This window comes from Alteromonas sp. AWJ4_197 (assembly GCF_056160285.1).
The window spans coordinates 1-19,226 of the sequence record NZ_JBSWWW010000004.1 but is presented as its reverse complement, the minus strand read 5'-3'; the positions used below and the strand labels follow the sequence as shown (position 1 = coordinate 19,226).

22 protein-coding genes are annotated in these 19,226 nt (G+C 46.5%); 5 read left to right on the top strand and 17 right to left on the bottom strand.

Annotated elements, in window-relative coordinates; translation table 11 throughout:
- Positions 1 to 5: 5 nt before the first annotated feature.
- Both ACXAGC_RS09345 and ACXAGC_RS09340 read right to left on the bottom strand, forming a co-directional pair.
- Positions 6 to 983 (bottom strand): alpha-ketoacid dehydrogenase subunit beta, encoded by a 978-nt coding sequence (locus ACXAGC_RS09345; RefSeq protein WP_474844172.1) that lies wholly within the window; start codon positions 981 to 983, stop codon positions 6 to 8.
- Positions 983 to 2,170, bottom strand: a complete 1,188-nt coding sequence (locus ACXAGC_RS09340; protein ID WP_474844524.1) for a thiamine pyrophosphate-dependent dehydrogenase E1 component subunit alpha — start codon at positions 2,168 to 2,170, stop codon at positions 983 to 985. The genes ACXAGC_RS09345 and ACXAGC_RS09340 overlap by 1 nt, the downstream gene beginning before the upstream one ends.
- Positions 2,171 to 2,555: 385 nt before the next feature.
- Here ACXAGC_RS09340 and ACXAGC_RS09335 point away from each other — a divergent pair, with 385 nt between their 5' ends.
- The 4 genes from ACXAGC_RS09335 (at position 2,556) to ACXAGC_RS09320 (ending at position 9,681) form a co-directional block, all read left to right on the top strand.
- Positions 2,556 to 6,632, top strand: coding sequence for a S8 family serine peptidase (locus ACXAGC_RS09335; RefSeq protein WP_474844171.1), 4,077 nt, complete (start codon positions 2,556 to 2,558; stop codon positions 6,630 to 6,632).
- 86 nt (positions 6,633 to 6,718) lie between these two features.
- Positions 6,719 to 7,870, top strand: coding sequence for a PepSY-associated TM helix domain-containing protein (locus ACXAGC_RS09330; protein ID WP_474844170.1), 1,152 nt, complete (start codon positions 6,719 to 6,721; stop codon positions 7,868 to 7,870).
- A gap of 1 nt (position 7,871) precedes the next feature.
- Positions 7,872 to 8,345, top strand: coding sequence for a hypothetical protein (locus ACXAGC_RS09325; protein WP_474844169.1), 474 nt, complete (start codon positions 7,872 to 7,874; stop codon positions 8,343 to 8,345).
- Between the two features lie 145 nt (positions 8,346 to 8,490).
- Complete coding sequence (locus ACXAGC_RS09320; protein WP_474844523.1) at positions 8,491 to 9,681, top strand: NRAMP family divalent metal transporter; 1,191 nt, start codon at positions 8,491 to 8,493, stop codon at positions 9,679 to 9,681.
- On the opposite strand, the gene ACXAGC_RS09315 is transcribed toward ACXAGC_RS09320, so the two are convergent.
- From ACXAGC_RS09315 to ACXAGC_RS09250, 14 genes are all read right to left on the bottom strand, one after another.
- Positions 9,676 to 10,314, bottom strand: a complete 639-nt coding sequence (locus ACXAGC_RS09315) for a Vat family streptogramin A O-acetyltransferase (RefSeq protein WP_474844168.1) — start codon at positions 10,312 to 10,314, stop codon at positions 9,676 to 9,678. The genes ACXAGC_RS09320 and ACXAGC_RS09315 overlap by 6 nt on opposite strands.
- A 31-nt stretch (positions 10,315 to 10,345) precedes the next feature.
- Positions 10,346 to 10,783 (bottom strand): energy transducer TonB, encoded by a 438-nt coding sequence (locus tag ACXAGC_RS09310; protein WP_474844167.1) that lies wholly within the window; start codon positions 10,781 to 10,783, stop codon positions 10,346 to 10,348.
- Between the two features lie 45 nt (positions 10,784 to 10,828).
- Positions 10,829 to 11,359 (bottom strand): hypothetical protein, encoded by a 531-nt coding sequence (locus ACXAGC_RS09305; RefSeq protein ID WP_474844166.1) that lies wholly within the window; start codon positions 11,357 to 11,359, stop codon positions 10,829 to 10,831.
- A complete protein-coding gene (locus ACXAGC_RS09300; RefSeq protein ID WP_474844165.1) occupies positions 11,356 to 12,213 on the bottom strand; it encodes an acyl-CoA thioester hydrolase/BAAT C-terminal domain-containing protein in 858 nt (285 codons plus the stop codon). Before ACXAGC_RS09300 ends, ACXAGC_RS09305 begins: the two co-directional genes overlap by 4 nt.
- 103 nt (positions 12,214 to 12,316) lie before the next feature.
- Positions 12,317 to 12,718, bottom strand: coding sequence for a GFA family protein (locus ACXAGC_RS09295; RefSeq protein ID WP_474844164.1), 402 nt, complete (start codon positions 12,716 to 12,718; stop codon positions 12,317 to 12,319).
- Positions 12,719 to 12,906: 188 nt separating this feature from the next.
- A complete protein-coding gene (locus tag ACXAGC_RS09290) occupies positions 12,907 to 13,329 on the bottom strand; it encodes a GNAT family N-acetyltransferase (protein ID WP_474844163.1) in 423 nt (140 codons plus the stop codon).
- A 153-nt stretch (positions 13,330 to 13,482) separates the two neighbouring features.
- A complete protein-coding gene (locus ACXAGC_RS09285) occupies positions 13,483 to 13,656 on the bottom strand; it encodes a hypothetical protein (protein ID WP_474844162.1) in 174 nt (57 codons plus the stop codon).
- Positions 13,657 to 13,755: 99 nt separating this feature from the next.
- The gene (locus ACXAGC_RS09280) at positions 13,756 to 14,124 is read right to left on the bottom strand and encodes a hypothetical protein (protein WP_474844161.1); all 369 of its coding nucleotides are present in this window, start codon (positions 14,122 to 14,124) and stop codon (positions 13,756 to 13,758) included.
- A gap of 129 nt (positions 14,125 to 14,253) precedes the next feature.
- The gene (locus ACXAGC_RS09275) at positions 14,254 to 14,634 is read right to left on the bottom strand and encodes a VOC family protein (protein WP_474844160.1); all 381 of its coding nucleotides are present in this window, start codon (positions 14,632 to 14,634) and stop codon (positions 14,254 to 14,256) included.
- A 167-nt stretch (positions 14,635 to 14,801) separates the two neighbouring features.
- Entirely contained in the window at positions 14,802 to 15,089 is a 288-nt protein-coding gene (locus tag ACXAGC_RS09270; RefSeq protein ID WP_474844159.1) for a hypothetical protein, read from the bottom strand.
- Between the two features lie 238 nt (positions 15,090 to 15,327).
- Positions 15,328 to 15,789, bottom strand: coding sequence for a hypothetical protein (locus ACXAGC_RS09265; RefSeq protein WP_474844158.1), 462 nt, complete (start codon positions 15,787 to 15,789; stop codon positions 15,328 to 15,330).
- A gap of 202 nt (positions 15,790 to 15,991) precedes the next feature.
- Positions 15,992 to 16,255, bottom strand: coding sequence for a Txe/YoeB family addiction module toxin (locus ACXAGC_RS09260; RefSeq protein ID WP_474844157.1), 264 nt, complete (start codon positions 16,253 to 16,255; stop codon positions 15,992 to 15,994).
- Positions 16,248 to 16,502: a type II toxin-antitoxin system Phd/YefM family antitoxin gene (locus ACXAGC_RS09255; RefSeq protein ID WP_018982647.1), complete on the bottom strand. Its 255-nt coding sequence runs from the start codon at positions 16,500 to 16,502 to the stop codon at positions 16,248 to 16,250. Before ACXAGC_RS09255 ends, ACXAGC_RS09260 begins: the two co-directional genes overlap by 8 nt.
- Positions 16,503 to 16,635: 133 nt before the next feature.
- Complete coding sequence (locus tag ACXAGC_RS09250; RefSeq protein ID WP_474844156.1) at positions 16,636 to 16,986, bottom strand: hypothetical protein; 351 nt, start codon at positions 16,984 to 16,986, stop codon at positions 16,636 to 16,638.
- Between the two features lie 142 nt (positions 16,987 to 17,128).
- On the opposite strand from ACXAGC_RS09250, the gene ACXAGC_RS09245 reads away from it, so the two are divergent.
- Entirely contained in the window at positions 17,129 to 18,175 is a 1,047-nt protein-coding gene (locus ACXAGC_RS09245) for an IS110 family RNA-guided transposase (protein ID WP_474844155.1), read from the top strand.
- A 354-nt stretch (positions 18,176 to 18,529) separates the two neighbouring features.
- Here the strand turns inward: ACXAGC_RS09245 and ACXAGC_RS09240 are convergent, their stop codons facing one another.
- A complete protein-coding gene (locus tag ACXAGC_RS09240; RefSeq protein WP_474844154.1) occupies positions 18,530 to 19,183 on the bottom strand; it encodes a hypothetical protein in 654 nt (217 codons plus the stop codon).
- Positions 19,184 to 19,226 lie beyond the last annotated feature (43 nt).

The following is a 19,226-nucleotide window of genomic DNA, read 5'->3' as shown; positions in this document are numbered from 1 at the left end:
TGCCCTTAGTAATGCATGGTACGGAGAATGGCTTCGTAAGTTTTAAGTTCATCCGGGATGTACTCTTTTTCATGAGAAAGCGGATACGGCGTATCCAGACCGCAAACTCTGGCAACCGGCGCTTCCAGGTACAGGAAACACTGCTCCTGAATAGTTGCAGCAATCTCACTGGCAAAGCCTCCGGTCAGCGGCGCTTCATGATTGATAAGTAAGCGGCCTGTTTTCATCACGGACTCAGCGACGGTTTGCGCATCCCAGGGGGCAATACTGCGCAAATCAATAATTTCGCAGTTAATGCCGTCATCCAGCGCTTTTTCGGCGGCCTTTTGCAGAATTTCAATCTGAGCACCCCAGCCAACCAGGGTGATATCTTTTCCTTCCTGCACGACATCCGCTTTCCCCAGCGGCAATTCATAGTCCTCTTCAGGCACATCGCTAACTGATGCCCGGTACAGGCGTTTCGGCTCCATGAATAACACCGGGTTGTCGTCACGGATAGAAGCAAGCAGCAAACCTTTTGCCTGATATGGGTTACGCGGCACCACAATCCGTAGGCCCGGACAATGAGCAAAAAAGGCTTCCGGTGACTGGCTGTGATAGTGTCCGCCGGCAATGCCGCCGCCGTACGGCGTGCGGATGGTCAGTGTGCCGCAACTGAATTGTCCGCCGGAGCGGTAACGGAATTTCGCCGTCTCGTTAACGATCTGGTCAAAGGCCGGAAAAATGTAATCACCGAACTGGATTTCAGCTACCGGCACTGAACCCTGCGCAGCGAGACCGTTGGCAAAGCCGATTATGCCCTGCTCCGTAAGCGGCGTATTAAAACAGCGGCCTTTACCAAATTTCTCCTGTAAATGACTGGTGGCACGGAATACACCGCCAAAATGACCCACATCTTCACCGAATACCATCACACGCTCGTCTTCTGTCATGACAGTGATAAGCGCATTGTTAATTGCCTGCAGCAGATTCATTTTTGCCATTATTTTATTCTCCCTGCTGTTTTCGGATACGCTTGCGGATAACGGGCGATGTGTTGCTTAAGTGCCTGAAGCTGATCGTTGAGATGCCGGGGAACGTGGTCGTATACATCTGTCACAATATCGTCGATGGGGTTAACCGGTACTTTCTCGGCTTCTTTAAGGGCCGCTAATACCGACTCGCGGGTCACTGTTTTACGCTTTTCTACAGCGTCCGCGTCAAACCAGCCTTTTGATTTGAGCCACTCACTTAAACGCAATACCGGATCCTTCTGGCGCCACTTCTCTTCTTCATCTTTAGACCGGTAACCACTGGGATCATCGGAGGTGGAATGGGCCGCCAGACGATAAGTCATCGCTTCAATAAGCACCGGACACGCTTCTTTAAGCGCAATTTCCTTTGCCTGTCTGGTGGCGGCATAGACAGCCAGTGGATCATTACCGTCCACCCGGATCGTTTTCACCCCGTACCCAATCCCCCGGCTGGCAATACCGTCACCAGCGAACTGTTCTTCAGCGGGGGTTGAAATGGCATAGCCGTTATTTCGGCAAAAGAAGATGACCGGACAGCGCAATACCGCTGCCATATTCAGGCCGGCATGAAAATCTCCTTCTGACGCCGCACCTTCACCAAAATAGCAAATCGTCAGCGCCTTTTTGCCGGCCATTTTCTGGCCATAGGCATAGCCTGATGCCTGGGGGATCTGTGTACCTAAGGGAGAAGAGATGGTCATAAAATTAAGCGCTTTATCACCATAATGGATGGGCATCTGACGACCTTTATTCGGATCCTTTTCATTGCTGAACATTTGATTCATAAACTGCTCAGTTTTATATCCGCGCCATGCCAGTGTGCCCTGCTCGCGATACTGAGACATGATCATGTCATCGTTAGTTAATGCTGCTGCGCTGGCAACGGCAGCCGCTTCTTCACCGGTAGAAGCCAGATAAAAACTGATTCTGCCCTGACGCTGCGCCGCCACCATCCGTTCATCAAGAATGCGGATAAACTGCATCACTTCCAGCATTTTTTCTGCGGTATCACGGGTGATGTCCGGTTCTTCAGCGTCCGGGTGTACCGTACCGTCCGGCTGCAGAATTTGCAGCATGGGGATGTCTATCAGGCCATTTTCTATTATTTTTACCTGACGGGTGGTTTTCACGCTGGCGAGATGATTTCTGTCCTGCACAACTAAGCCCTCATTAAGTGGTGCCGCTACGGCAATATCGATAGTGATAATGCTAGTGTGAATTCTCAAAATACGTGTTGCTAAATGCAGGTGGTCCCATCAATAAGGGAAAATGGTTATCCGCCTCAACAGGTTTCACGTGGTCATTTTATCCTACGGTTTTAACATTGATTTAAAATAAGACCACACTTAACTTTACATTAGCCATCCCGTATAAAAAGTTTAATGAAAGACAATGGTTCATAAGCCGTTCATATTTAAGAAGGTATACTTTTACGTACTGATGTTCAGGCAGCCTGAGTGTAAAACTCGCCTGTGATATATAAAATCTGGTATAAGCTTTTAACTGAAAAAGTAAAAACGCGCGCGGCAACGGGAGAAGTGTATGAATTGTCGAATCGCCTTAGCGGTTTCATTTGCGCTGAGTAGCAGCATTATTTCATTACCGCTGATGGCGGATACGGCAAAACATAAATCCGGTAAATCCGTTTACATTGTTGAACTGGATGAAAGTCCTGTGGCCACCTATGAAGGAGGTCTGCAAGGTTTTACTGCGACGTCATCAGAAAAAAGACGCAATAAGTTAAATACACGCTCTGATGCAGTCGTTCAGTACCGCCGTCACCTTAAGAACCGCCAGTCAACTGTATTGTCAGCCATCGCTGATGGCACAGACACACCAAAAGCCCTTGCACAGTATCAACTGGCCTTTAACGGTTTTGCTGCAAAGCTCACCCCGGCGCAGGCGAAAACCTTGTCACAAACAGAAGGGGTAAAAAAAGTACGCCGTGACACGTTACACAAACTGAATGCCTATGTGGGACCGGCCACTATCGGCGCCCCGCAGATGTGGGACGGTACAGAAACCGCGTCCGGCTCTGATGTGCTGGGTGAAGGCATGGTGGTTGCGGTTCTGGATACCGGCATCAACACAGATCACCCGTCTTTTGCGGCCACCGGTGACGATGGTTATGCTCACACCAACCCGCTGGGTAACGGAAATTACCTCGGAGACTGTGCAGGAAGCTATCCTGCTTTGTGTAATGACAAGCTCATCGGCGTATACAGTTATCCGGCGATTGTTAATGCCTATTCCGACACTGATATTTTTCCGTCAGGACTCCCCGAAAACGGTGAGGATTACAACGGTCACGGCTCTCATGTAGCAGCAACCGCTGCAGGTAACATTCTTTATAATGTTGCGGAAGTGATCCCCGACTACGATCAAACTGTCAGTGACGGTGTGGAAACCGGTTATATTTTTGAAGAAGTCTCCGGCGTTGCACCTCATGCGAATCTTATTTCTTATCAGGTATGCTATCCCGGTGAAGATGATGACACTTATACCGGGTGTCTTGAGTCCGTCATGCTGGATGCCGTTGAAGACATTATTGACAGCGGTATTGTGGATGCCGTGAACATGTCTATTTCAGGCGGCGACTTTCCCTGGGACGGACCTTTAAACCGTGCGTGGCTGAATGCCCATAATGCCGGAATTTTTGTTGCCCAGTCTGCGGGCAATGACGGGCCCGATGATGCAACAACTGACAAGCATGCCCCCTGGATGACCGCTGTTGCTGCCACATCTCACGGCATCACAGTGTCGTATGAAAAATCCATCACAAACTTTTCCGGTGGCAGTTACACCCCTTCAGCTATGCAAGGTTTCAGTAACACCGGTTCAATTACCGCTGATATCGTGTACGCCGGCGATTTTCCCAACGGCAACGATCCATCCGGCGATCCCGGTCAGTGCCTGGAACCCTATCCTGCCGGTACATTCAGCGGACAAATTGTTGTTTGTGACCGTGGTGATATTGCGCGGATCCAGAAAGCTAAAAATGTCGCTGAAGGCGGTGCCGCAGGTTACGTGCTGGCTAATGTGCAGGGCGGTGACAGCTTTCTGGCTAACGATGCCTATGTAGTCCCGGGTATTCATATAGATGCTGATGCCGGCGATGCACTGAAACAATGGCTGGCATCCGGTTCCGGTCATCGTGTCACTATCACTGACGCATCCGCTGAGGTTGTCACTGATGAAACAACCGCAGATAAACTGGCAGACTTTTCTTCCCGCGGTCCGAACAGTTCAATCAGTACATTGTCGCCCGTGATTTCTGCTCCCGGTGTAGAAATTTATGCTGCATGGGCAGATGAACACTATGGACATGAAGAATCCGGACCTGCCCCTGCAGACTATGCATATTCATCAGGTACATCCATGGCAAGTCCCCATGTGGCCGGCGCGGCTTTACTGCTTAAGCAGGATCATCCGTCCTGGACACCTGATAACATCCGCTCAGCCATGATGATGACAGCCAATACCGGTGTGGCGCTTTCGGGTACAGATGTTGCGGCCAACTGGTTTGAAATGGGTGCAGGCCGTCTGCAGGTAGACGCGGCCACGCAAACCGGGCTTATTATGCAGGAAACCGCGGCGAACTATTCCGCTGCAAATCCGCAGGAAGGCGGCGAACCGCGTTCTCTTAACGTGCCCGCCGTAGTGGATGAAAATTGCGTCACCTCATGCAGCTGGACCCGTACAGTTACGGCAACACGGTCAGGAAGCTGGCAAGTGACTGCAACAGCAGTGACGTCCGGATTAAGCACAACGGTATCGCCCTCCTCTTTCTCGCTGGCAAGCGGACAGTCGCAGACCCTCACATTTACCATGGATACCCTCGGAACCACTAACTACGCCTGGGCATATGGCAGTGTAAATCTCACCAGCAGTACCTCACCTGATTTACACATCCCCGTTGCTGTGTATGCTTCGAATGGCAGTATTCCTCAGTTTGTTGATCTGACAGCCCACCGGAATGAAGACAGCCGTTTACTTAAAGATGTTACGACAGCAGAAATTGAGTCTTTTAACTTTCAGTCTTACGGATTAACACAGGTAACCACCGTAGTTGAGACAGTCAGTGAAGATCCGACACCTGACGAACTGTTTGATTCTGCCGGCGGTACTGTGATCACAGAAATCAACGTAGAAGACGGTGCGCTGCGTTTATATGCAGAAATTTATGATGCCACCGCCAGTGACCTGGATTTGTTCCTTGTTTATGACGCCGATGGCGATGGCAGCCCTTCAGACGATGAGATCCGCGAAGAAAGCAGTTCTCTTGAAGCCGATGAAGTCGTCGACCGGCTGAATCCTGAAGCCGGCACCTGGTTTATCGTGGTACAGAACTGGGAAGGCTCTTCAGCCTCATCCGACAATTATATGATGGATTATGTGCTGGTGGATGCTGATGACGAAGGCAACCTCACCGTTTCCGGTCCGCAAACTAATGCGGCCCTCTCGCCCTTTGATTTACGTATTTTATGGGATCTTGGAGACAGCAGTGAAGGAGATAAATTCTTTGGTGCTTTCGCGCTGGGTACCAGCAGCAGCGAAAACAATAATGTTGGCGTGACCCATGTTGTCATTGAACGGGAAGAAAATGATGTCTACATGTCGGCGCCTGATGATGGCCGTGTAAATAAAGGTGGCCAGCAGACCTTCAACGTAAATATCATCAGCAACACAACCGGAGAAGATCGCGATTACACCGTAGGCGTTACCCTGCCTGATACGGTATCACTGGTCGCCGGTTCCGTATCTGATAATGGCAGTGTCACCGGTAACCGTGTGTACTGGGAAGTCACTCAACCAGACAGTGAAAGCACCGGCGCTGATGCACAAACATCAGCCGCTGCAACCTTATCGTTTGCGGTCACAGTGGAAGACAGTGCGTCTACAGGTCCGCTATCTCTGCAGGCATCCTCAGTGGTAACAAATATCCCTGGTGCAGGCTCTGAGAATGCAGCCGTATTCAGTGACGTGCAGGTCGAAGGCGCACCGGTAGTCACGATTGCCGGCGGTTCAACAGCAACAGCAGTCGTGTCATCAGGCAACAGCCTGTCTGTAACAGCAGAAGCTGACGAGCCCAATGGCGATGCGGTAACCTGGTCGTGGGAGCAGTTATCCGGTCCGGCATTAACTTTAAACGGTACGAATACTGCGACAGTAACGATTGCTGCGCCTTCCGTACAAAGTGACACAACCGCTGTACTGCAGGTAACCGCAACCGATCCGTCAGGCAATCAGTCTGTGGCATCTGTCACCGTTACCATTTCGCCGAATCAGCCCCCGGTATTATCTGTTACATCTCCTGCCAGTGTCAGTGCTGGCAGCACAATCACCATCAGGGCAACCGCTACCGATCCGGAAAACGACACACTCTCATTTACCATAGATGGTGTAGCCGGTTCCGTTTACAGTACTCAGGCCCCGGATTCTGCAGCAGGTTCGTCAATCTCTTACACTGTAACGGTGAGTGATGGCATTAATACGGTAACAGATACCGTGAGTGTTGCCGTGACTGAACGTCAAAGCTCAGGTGGCGGCGGCAGTACCGGAATTCTGGCTCTGCTGCTGGTGCCGGTTGTCGTATTCCGCAGATGGGTGCGTATGTAAAAAAGAATTAATATCATTTCTATTGAAAGCGATATTCGCTAGAATCTGCAACCGGTAATGAAATTATACTTTCGGACAGGTTTTGCATGGCGCGTGTGTCTAATCGCTTTCTCTTTCAACTTCACGGCTGGTTTTCTCTCCCCGTGTGGGTGTTATTCAGCTTCGTATGTCTGACAGGTACTGTGGCGGTCATGAGCCATGAATTTGCCTGGCTGACCAACGAAAATATCCGTGCAGTAAACCCTGATAACCGACCGGCACAATCTGTTGCAGAGTCTGTCGCCACCGTTAAAAAGACCTTTCCGGATGCAGACGTTACCGGCGTCAGCGTACGGGAAAGCTACATGGCTCACGAAGTCATGTTTACCGCTACAGGCAAACCTTTTGCCATTGCGTATGTTAATCCGTACAGCGGTGCTATCCAGGAAGTCAACGATGGTGTCACCTTTATTGGTTTTATGCGTACGTTGCACGGATGGCTGTATTTCCCGTGGCATGGCAGTTACAGTCTTGGCTACTATCTGGTTTCTTTGATGTCTGTGGTTATGCTCGGGGCGTTGATAACCGGATTGCTCGTCTTCAAGAAATTCTGGCAGGCATACCGTAACCCCAAAATTCGCAGCCATCAGGGACCGCGTACACTGACCGCAGACTTACACAAGCTTGCCGGTGTATGGTCCATCTGGTTCATGGTGATCATGAGCGCAACAGGACTGTGGTACCTGATTCAGTCTGTTATGTGGCATGCAGACATTGAAGTGGATCCCTGGCCTGCGCAGCTTGACGCACAATCGCTTCCGGTATCCCCTCATAATACGCCAACAATGCCGGTATCTCTGGCTCAGGCCATTACAAAGGCAGAGAATACCTTCGACAATTTTCAGACCAGTTATATCATGATGCCGGAACATAACCGGGACACCTACAAATTGTACGGGGGCGGCATTAACCCCTTTTACGACGGTGCCAGTTTCCAACTGGCAGTTAACCCGTGGAACGGCGAGATCACGCAAACCATTACCCCGCAAAATATGGATCCCCTGCAAACCATTATGCACATCGCCGACCCGTTACACTTCGGGACTATCGGCGGAATATGGACAAAACTACTGTGGTTTGTTTTCGGTTTAATCCTCTCCGGTATGTCTGTTTCGGGTTTCATTATGTGGTATTTACGTCTGGCAAAAGCACGAACAGCCAGTCGGAAAGAAACAGCTGCACGTTTACAGGAGGCTTAACATGGCCCGCTTAAAGAATAAAAAAACGGCGTCAAAACGTTACTGGTTAAATGCATTATTGCTGATATTGCCGGTCGTGTTTATCTATCAGTCATTTAATCCTGAATTTCCCGCCAGTCTGCCGGAAACCCAAGCCGGTGATTTCACGCTGACGGCAATGCCTTATGATGAGGACAAACCCTACCAGCATGACGGTCTCTACGTGAAAGATTTTCTGGTGATGTTTCGGGACGGTGGTGTTGATGAAATCAGACAGGGCTTTTTAAATATCGGTGACAAACCACTGCCAATTGAAGAAGCACAGCAGCACGAACTCGGTATTTTACATGGCACACGACACGGACAGCATGTGCACGGTCTGGCTCAGGAACGCATCACTGCCGGCCAGAAAATTTGGGTAACACTGCAGACCTGGGATGGTGAAATTCATCAGGGCTCATGGGAGATCCCTGCACATCTTATCAGTGACGTTTAATCTCTGATCTCAAAGCAGTTTGTTGTACACTGTGCCAACTCATCTGAATTAATTCTTCTGTAGCAGGAACACAGAGTTGGCACATTCCACCTTTTCCCTTGCCGGTTTGCGGCATCTTACACAGCTTCTCGGCCCCGGCGTACTGATGGCAACCGCTGCCATAGGTGGCAGCCACCTCGTTGCATCCACACAGGCCGGTGCAAATTACGGCTGGCAACTGGCATTGCTGGTGCTGGCGGTCAACATACTCAAATATCCTTTTTTCCGGGCCGGGGTCAGTTATACCATCAGTACCGGTGAAACCCTGCAACACGGTTATCTGCAGATGGGCAAAGGCTATCTGATCACCGCCCTGTTACTGAATGTCATTTCTTCGGTTGTGAATGCCGCTGCTCTGCTGATGTTTGCAGCCAGCCTGCTCGGCTACTTTGTACCCTTTACAACCAGTATTCCTGTGTTAAGTGGTATTGTTCTGGCTGCCATATTGTTCATATTGATTGCCGGACATTATTCAGCCTTAGACAAAGTTTCCAAAGTCATTATGGTGACACTGGTCATAGCCACGCTGGGTGCTACCTTTATGGCCTGGCAAAATGGTGCTGTGGCACCAGATGATTTTGTTTCCCCTTCGCCCTGGACAATGGCAGCAGTCGGATTTCTGGTAGTGACCATGGGATGGATGCCTGCCCCTATAGAGATTTCAGGTATCACATCGCTGTGGCTTAAAAAACAAAAGCAGGAGCAGTCAGTAACCCCGCAGTCTGCGCTGTTCGATTTTAATCTGGGCTATTTCACTACTATGCTACTGGCGCTGGTGTTTCTGGCACTGGGTGCCCTGGTGTTACACGGTGCCGACAACACGCTGGCCTCAGGTGGTATTGGCTTTTCAAAACAACTGGTGGATTTATATGCCGGCACCATCGGTGAGTGGGCCCGCTGGTTGATAGCCGTAGTGGCATTTTTGTGTATTTTCGGCTCCGCTCTTACGGTATACGACGGCTATTCAAGGGCTGTAGCAGAGGCAGCGATGCTGCTTAAAGGGCAAAAAGATACGCCGGAAAGTATTTTTATTGTCGTGCTCAGTGCTGTTGCTGTAATCAGTTTTGGCATTGTGTTGTTCTTTAAATCTGCCCTGCTCGCCATGCTTGGATTTGCTATGACGCTGGCCTTCATGACCACGCCGATGTTTGCTCTGTTAAATCATAAGCTGGTAAAACAGGCTGCACTAAATGATGACGTAAAAGCCAGCCCGCTGGTAACGCTGTTAAGTTATGGTGGTCTGATTTATCTGTTCGGGTTCCTGGCGTTGTTCATTGCATGGAAATGGTTTTTATAAACCGCCGGCTGTGCGGAGTGCATGAATGTCCGCCCCCACTATCGCTTCCAGATTGGCGGTGATTTTCTCTGCACTCCAGTTCCACCATGCAACAGACTGCAATGTTTCGATAATACTTTCCTCAAAACGGTATTTAATGACTTTCGCAGGATTGCCACCCACCACGCTATAAGCAGGCACATCTGCAGTGACAACGGATTTGCTGGCAATGACTGCCCCGTTACCTATTTTTACCCCGGGCATTACCAAAGCCTCGTAACCAATCCAAACGTCATTGCCAATTTCAGTATCCCCCTTATAGGGTAGCTCTCCATCGCCCGGCATCACTCTCTCCCACCCGTTGCCAAAAATTTGAAACGGATACGTAGAGAAGCCTGAAATTTTATGATTGGCTCCGTTCATAATGAATTTCACGTCTTTGGCGATGGCACAAAATTTTCCGATAATCAGCTTATCGCCAATAAAGGGAAAATGATAAAGCACGTTGCTCTCAAAGCGCTCAGGACCGTCCGGGTCATCATAGTAGGTATAATCGCCTACAATGATATTGTCAGAAGTAATAAAGTTCTTCAAATATCCCACTTGCGGGAAGCCCGCCATTGGCGATTTGTTATCAGGATTGGGGCCGTTCATTACTTGTCCTTCATTCGATGAAAACCGGAGGTTATTCACACAACATGGATGCCTGCTGCTGGCACTTTGAAACAGATTCGTCCTGAGAGCTTCCTCCCATGCAGAAATCCAGCCTTAATAACTTTTCTTCGCTTGCCGGCGACTTACCGTTTGCCAGGGTCCAATTCCACTCTTTTATAACTCCGGTTGCCGGCCCGGCAATACCTTTCTCGGGTACTGAACTGACAAGCGTAATGCTGTTAGTTGTTCCGCTTTTATCGACACTAACTTTAAATATTCCGCAGCCGGTAACCCCTTCCATCGCCATTTCAATGGGGTAACGAGGCATAAATTGCTTATCCCTCAGCCAGGTGGCCTCCGTCTTTATTGGTTCAATGTGCGTTAATTCCACTGACGCATAATTGGCCGCGGCCACTCCGGCGACGGGTAGTAAGAACTGTAGTGCTAAAAATATATTTCTGTATTTCATAAACCTTTCCTTTGTGAATGAAAAACACGCGGTAAAAATAGCCTCTTAATCGTCACGCTTGATGTCGAGGGCAGCATCCTCAAAAATGGGTACGAAATCTTCAGTACTGTCCAGTTTCAGAAGTATCGATAAGTTAATTTTTTCAAGATCTGGCGGAACATTCTCAAAGCCCGTATCAACAGAGAAACCAAATTTTCCCTCTGTATCGTTCTCCAGCAGTTGCTGCACTTCATGAAAATTTTTGACAGATTCTTCGTTCAGCTCAAAAGTATATTCTGTTTTTGCCTCATCAGAAGCAAGCCAGCCTTCTTTGGCAGGGATGGCACGAGTTTCGAGTATTGATAGTGGAAACTTATAAACCCTGTTTACTTGTTGACTTTCTACCTCAAGACCGAGGTTAACTTTTTCTATATCAATTTCGACAGGCTGGTCAATAATCAGCCTGGCTTTAATATCTTCGGGCTCAAGGCTGACAAAATCACTTTTTTGAAAAGTGCTAAACTTCATCATTGTAGTAAGGGGAATGCTCGCACACCCACTGACAACGAAAACCATCAGAAAACTAAATACTTTCACTCTCCTGCCCCCACACTATCTAAAAACTCACGATTCAATTCTTCAGAACCGTCCAGTAACTTATAGTCCAGCAAATGATCCAGTTCCGGATAAGAAAAGTGTGTACACGAGGATGATTCATTTTGCCTCATCCTTTCACAAATACTTTCAGCCATTGAAACAGATGGCCAGATTTCATCTTTTCCACCGGAAAACAAATACACGCTTCCTTGTATTTCTTCTGCTTTGATTGACGCTTTACCGCCATCTTGTCTGTTGGCTAATGACTGAGAATAAAGATCGAGTAAACCACTGACGGCCCCCGTCGGATTGAATTGGACGTAATCGAGCTCCTTTTGCCTGGAGGTCCAGGTTGAACCGGGTGTTTTTTGCCAGTCATTCAGAATACCAGCCCAAACTACAGCACTCGGTGCAATCGCGATAACACGGTTAAATGTGGCATCTTTTGAAGCCAGCAATAGCGATAATTCTGCTCCTTTCGACCATCCGGCCACAGTCAGATTCTCGTTTTCGGGGTGCTTATGAAGGAGCCATTTTTTAGCTTTCTCAAAATACTCTAACGGTATTTTTTCCAGTTCATCAGGCAGTGATTTTTCCTTAAAATAGGCAACAGCCAGGACAGGAAACTCATCAGCGGCAATAACGTTTGCAAGTCTGGAAGGAATACCGCCTTCTGAACCACCCAACACAATAACAGGCTGTCTGGCTGTACCGGCAGAACTGACTGAAGGTTCATAGTAATGCCCGACAAAGCCATTTTCTTCAACGTTGAGTTTTTGAACGTCAGTTCCTGATGCGAGAGCATGGAAACAACATGACAAAACAAGTAACAACACGCTTCTTTTAAATTTCACTAAAAAACACTCCTTTGTGAGGTAACCAATTCCTCAAAATACAGCTGATTTACTGCGCTATAGCGGGTCGCGAGCGGGTTTGTGGGATTGTATGGTTCGTGTATCACTCTGGCAGGCCACCGAACTTTGGTACGTCTTCTAACGTCTTATTCCACGCAGCTTTGCCGGATATGAAGATGTGTGCAGTTGGTAATATAGATATATCAGTATCCAGACACCCTGCCGGAACAACAAGTAAGTCTGCTATCTGAGTGTCAGGTAATGCCGAGCCACACCGCATGCAAAAGCTTTTGCTGTGACGAGTGCCCGGCAGCGTAAAGGTGGTGACCACATCCGGACCGGACAGCCAGACTAATTTAGCTGAGCTTGAGAAAAGATTTGCCGCATGAGCAGAGCCCGTGTCTTTTTGGCAGTACTGGCAGTGACACAAATAAAAGCAATCAAAATCCCCTTGCACCTCGAATTTTACGGTGCCGCACAAACAAGAACCATAATACTTAGTCATAAAGCCTCCTCTTGTTGCCTTAATATCACGGGTTCGTAATACCGAGGGGGCACAAACACGTTGTACGGTAAGATCTAATGATGCTGTAAGAACTAAACCGGCTACTCACCCCGTGAGGGGGACAGAGCTTAAGCGTTATGGTCCCCGCAAGCGTTACGAAATCCTTCAATAAATTGTTATTTACATGTCTATTCGTAGACTGAGGGTTGCCATACCTGCATCAAAATTTCCGGATTGGCAACTGACTGAAAGCCAAACTGTGCGTACAAGCCATGCGCATCGCTGGTTGCCAACATAAAGCGCCGTAAACCCTGAAGTTCCCCGTGTTGACATATTGCTTCCATAAGCAGTTTACTGATGCCAAGCCCACGATAGTTTTCAAGCACGAAAACGTCGCTTAAATACGCAAATGTGGCTTTATCAGTAATCACACGGGCGAAACCTGCTTGTTCATCATTACTGCCATACGCACCAAACACGAGTGAATTTTTTAGAGACCTTTCAAAAACCTCAAATGGAATATTCTTAGCCCAATATGAATTGGAGATAAATGAATATACGAGATTAATATCAAGGTCTTCAAAGTTCGTAGAAATTTTAAATCCGTTCAACTGAATGAGCTCCTTTGAAGAGTAAAACAACCGCACGACGCTGCAAATATCCCCCTGTGACAGTAACAGGTGAGGCACAAGGTACCCGGATGTTTTTGTTCCCTGCAGTTGCGAATAATAATGCCGATTTTAGATCGCACTATCTGCTTCATGTTAAATTAAAAGTGTATAAGAGCTGACAACACCGGCAAAGTTACAGTTAGACTGAACGGATATAATGTTCCAGCCATCACCTTCAATTTCTGCGATTTGTTGGTTTAATAAATCTAAATCTGGCTCCGTAAGAAACCAGTTCTTCTTTTTTGAAAAGTGCACTATTTTTCGCATTAAACTTTCCTTGTTTATTCCTTATCAAATCACTGTTTAGCGTGCTGTTTTTAAGAAATTTCTCCAAACATCGATGGCAACTATTCCGGTTGCATATTCTTAAAAATCGTTCCCAAACAGCAACTTACCACTCGCAAGTTGTCCATCCCAGTCAACGGTTTTAAAAGCGTTGCCTTGCTTATTGAAGTGCAGATACATTTTTTGACGACCTGATTCGAGAACCACTAGATCTTCTTCACTCGCAATCCACGCAACAGAAGACCAACTTTGAAGTTTTGTAATACTGCCATCTTCGGAAAAGGAGAAAATATATTCACGCTCTCTCCAGTTGTAAGACCACGTAGAACCGGCAATTTTTGATTTAAAAGCAACTCTCGCTACCTCTCTGTCAAATTTATCTTCACCAACTGCCTTGGGAAAAAATTCAAACAAAATCAGTGCTAATATAATTAGAAAAGTATACTTCATTTAACTTCCTTGTTCTTGCTCCATAGTTCCCTGCTCAGGGGTATAAATACACAGGCTAAAAATAGTTGAAAAACGACGCAGCCCATTTGTTAATGCTCCGGTAAACCTGTCAGCGACTTGAGTGCCTTATTATAAGCGTTTTTCAACTTTCCAGGGAGGATTTAAACGGTTCTCACCTGCCCGGTAAAGCTTGATTTTATTACCAGACGGATCTTTAAGAATAGCCTCTTTCCATAGGTACCTTTGTTCTGTTGGTAGTTGTTCAAATTGAATACCACTCCGGGACAAATCAGCACACAGTTCATCAAGTTCTTCATGCTCGAAGTAGATTACAGATCTGTTTTCAAACTCTTCAGTTTCGAGTGATAAGGAGAAAGTCGAGTTACCATCCGGGCAAGAAAATCTGGAATAATGCGGTGTATCGACAATTTGAGTAAAACCGAGCTTCAGATAAAAGTTAACGGCAGCATCCATATCTTTTACTGGCAAAGTAATTTGATTAAGTTCCATTTATACTCCGGAAATATAAAACCCAAATAAAGTAGCTGCTAGCGGTTCAATATGATTGTTTTAGTTTTAAAAAAATTACGATTAGTTACCAGGCATCTGCATACTGTTTATTTGCTTTGAAAGCCTCGATTTCTAAAGGTGCTTTATCATACCCAAATTCAGCTCTGTTATGTGTCATGATTTAACAACTTCTGAATAGCTTCCGGGTCTTTTGCAATTTGACGCTCGATTATGTTTAACAACGTCTGATCAGAGACACCAAAAAAACCAAACCATATATACCCTACCAACGACATGGCAAATACCGGTGCAAGATATGATAAATACTTTGTAATCCCCAAGCTGTCATAAAAAGGGAATGCAAAAACGAATAGCAATAAAAATAATGATGTGGTTTTAGCAATTGCCACACCTTTTTTGGCTTTGACGTAGTCCTTTATCTCTGAACTTTCCATTCTATTAGTCCTTAAATTTCTGCTAGCGCAAAACCGACACGAAGCGTGCAAATCATTTGGCCTACAATATCAAACGATGCTCCAGGTTTCCAAGTGTTACTGTCCCGGCGGCCCTGCGAGCGACTAAGTATTTATATGGATAATTCTTCCCTAATTTCCCCACAACTTCTTCAAAGATGAGTAACGTGAGGCCCGGAGTTTGGCTGCAACCAAAGTTGGCTGCGTGGCAGTGTGATTGTTATATCGCGAGTTTGCCCGCAGCCTCAGAACCTATAGATTGGTTTATTTTGTGTTGAAAGTAAATGACATGAAAGAAGCTGCTAAGAAAAGGGCCCAGCCACAACGCATTGCCTTTTGAGACGTTATTTATTCTGTTGATCCTATTTCTGACTTTGATAATCCATACGATATGAAATATTGCCGACAGCAAATGAAGAAGTTTAGCAGTAATCAATAATGCTACTGGTGCAGGGAAAAGAAAATAGTAGATGAGAGCAAGTAGAGAAACTAAGTGAATAGAAATTGCAGTTGTTGTGAAAGCCTTTGAAATATAACTTTCCGTTTTTGAATTGAATATTTTAGTCAGCTGCCACAAGCGGAAAATGACGTAAAGCCCAAAAGTGAAAACGCATAAGGCTAGGACTATGACTACAGATTTCTCTTTAAACACACTATTTGACCGAGACATTTCTTCTTCCATGAAATAAACGTTGAGTCATTTATGCGGTCTATTGATTAATTTTCAAGCGCGAAGACATTGCCGGAATGTACCTTCGCGAAATAGCTCTTACATTAAGGGCGACACCATATGGGCTAAAATTCCGGGCGAAGCGATTGAGCCCACGTGTTACTGTCCCAGGGAGCTTGCGAACGACTTAATGTCGTTTGTTAGCTGCCAAATACTAGTAATGGTAACGACACGAGATAACCGTAATTGCGATGTCGTCCACGGCATATACCAAACGGTTTGTGTCATCTATTCTGCGAGACCAGAAACCAGAAAGATTTTCTTTAAGAGGTTCAGGCTTTCCAATTCCATCAAATGGAGAACGCCTAACATCTGAAATTAACTTATTGATACGTTTAAAGGTTTTCTTGTCTTGAGTCTGCCAATAAATGTAACTGTTCCAAGCTTCATCAGTCCATGATAACAACTTGTTACTCATCAATAAGTTCTCGCTGGGTCGTTTTTGCCGCTTTAAACTGTGCTATTGAACGATTTAAGTGTTCAGCGTTCGCTGGAGAACGAAGTAGATGAACGGTTTCCATAAGGCTGTTGTAGTAATCTAATGACATTACAACAGCATCTTCAGAGTCGCGACGGGTGATTACTGTTGTATCTGCATCATTGATTACATTGTCCAAAACGGCCTTTAGACCATTTCGTGCTTCGGTAAAAGAGACAATTCTCATTTTTCACCCCACTTGTACATTATATGGGACAAGTTTAGATCGAAAATGAGTACATGTACAGGATGTTGTACATTAATGTATCGTGACAGCTAATACCCTGTTTAGGGTCGGAGCGAGTGACTCAATTTGTCTGTTATGCGTCGACTCTGTGAATTGAAGTGCCTACTAAATCAACTACAAGAGTATGACACTCAACCTCAAACCACTGTTTAAACATTTTCAATGTTCGCTTCCGGGGCCAAAGGCTTTCATCTACATACCAGTTGAAAAGCTCATTTTCGAACAGGTTCTCATAGTTGAGCTTTATCCATTTATTCACGATGTCGGGCGTGTCTGCATCTTCGTCACGGATAAGAAAAACTGTTCGTTCATGGTTAACCTCCTCCAATGTCATTTTCTCACCATCGGGGTTTGGATCTGCGGTATTTATCCAGTCAATTGCTGGTTGCTTATATTTGAGCATAATAGCAGCTCGATTAATCATGCATGTTCTCCATAGACGCATAGACACAATGACTCCCTGTGAAATGCTAGCCTCCGCATTTTCGTGGGTTAGCTGAAAGCCACCGGAGCACCGGCCGGAACCATAATTAGTTTGCTTAAGACTAATTCATTTGGAGGCTAGCATGAATAAACATAGCATGATTTTTATCGGCTTGGATACGCACAAAGAATTCCATGAAGTAGCTTATTGTGAAGAACAACGCGGGGCGAGTCCTGTTCACTATGGCCGCATACCCTCTTCCAAAGTTAGCGTTAAGAAGCTGCTCCGTCAGTTCGAATCGAAATACCCCGGTGCCACACTTCACGTTGTTTATGAAGCCGGTCCCTGTGGTTACTGGATATACCGTCTCATCACCAGTTTGGGTCATTGCTGCTATGTTGTCGCCCCTTCCCTCATTCCTAAGAAACCCGGTGAGCATATTAAAACTGACCGTCGGGATGCGCTTAAACTTGTCAGGTCACTAAAGTCTGAAGATCTCACCCCTGTCTATGTGCCTGGACCGGAAGATGAAGCAATTCGTGATTTAGCCCGCGCCCGCGAAGCAGCAATGAAAGATTTAAAAGAAGCTAAATATCAGCTGAAAGCCTTGCTACTTCGCAACAATATTCGTTATGAAGGAACGGCCAACTGGTCTAAGAAACACTTACGCTGGCTCACCGAACTGATATTACCCCATCCGGCCCAGCAGATAGTTTTGCAGGAACAACTTCAGACCATTGACGAACGCATTCGACGGTTAGAAAGGCTGGATAATGAATTGACCCATCACGTTCACCAGTGGCGTTACTATCCGGTAGTGAAAGCTATTCAGGCCATGCGGGGTGTCAGGTTGTTGGTGGCGGTGGGCGTGGTAGCAGAACTTGGCGATTTACAACGCTTCGATCATCCCAGAAAACTCATGGCGTATTTGGGGTTAGTCCCCGGTGAACAATCCTCCGGATTACAACTAAGGCAGGAAGGCTTACCCAAAGACATCGTTGATATTGCCTGGAAGGCCCAGCTTCGCCTGTGCAAACGCTACCAGCGCATGATTAAAAGAGGCAAACACTACAATCTGATTATTACCGCGATAGCCAGAGAAATGGCTGCCTACATCTGGGCAATCGCAAAAGAAGTGGTACTCACACCGGTTAATCCAAAACTCAGATTAAGCAGAGTACCCGCATGATAAACGAGTTTGAGCTAACGCATTCGGATCGGGCCGCGGAAAGTGGCACAACCTACGAGGGTGTTATGATGGCAATCACTTAACCGTGATTGACCCACGAGCATAGACTGATGAGAAGGTTCCACGGCGGATTGAGTAAGGTCAGCTCTGCTTATTCCTCGAATAAGTAACCTACGAATACCAGCATACCAACCGACGAATTTACTGCCTCATCCGGTGCGTTAACTCATTTAATTTTAATGAGAAATACAACTGATTATGGACTGCAAGAGTGTCAGGGAAGCGCTCGTTCGGGGTTGACAAAGGGAGTCATACCAACGCCGCATTCAGCGGCTTGTCCGCTGCAATGCCTTGTTAGCCGTGATTTGTTTTCAGACTAGCAAGGTACGATTTGGCGCCTTCAAAATAGAAGGACAACTCTCTTTCCCCAAAGAACTTTTTCCAGTGTTTCTCTATGCTATTTTTCAATTTTTGATCACCGCAATAATCAACAACTTCAACTACCGCATTTTTCCTCGCCATTCTCGAAAGAAGCTGTCGCATTTCAAAATCTGCATTTGGCAAGGAATATCCGATGAAAACTAACTTATCTGCTTCAGCTATCTCGATTCCTGCGTTTTGCCAGATAACTTTATATTGTGGATTTGATAAATCTTTAATATATGTAGGCATTATTAGATTTGAGGCTAAATGATGATTGCTTTCCTCCTCAGGAAAGTTAGTGTCACAATGCCTACAAGATTCACGATTTTCATAATCTATAACTCCATCTTTTCTTGAAAATCGCGCGTACAATCTCATGCATCTAGGGCACTGAAGCCAGTTCAGCGAACCGTGTAATTTAAGTAACTTAACATTAAAGCCACCTTGCCCAAGCTTTTCTAAGCCAGGCTTGATCGACTCATCAGCTTCATCTCTTGAGCTAATGTAGCAGCAGTAATCGACAACAGCATGAATCGCCACTATTAGCCTAGACACTTCCCAGCCGTTGAACATGGCGTTTTTCATACTCTACTGGTGACAGTAAATTATTGGAACCATGTTTGCGTTT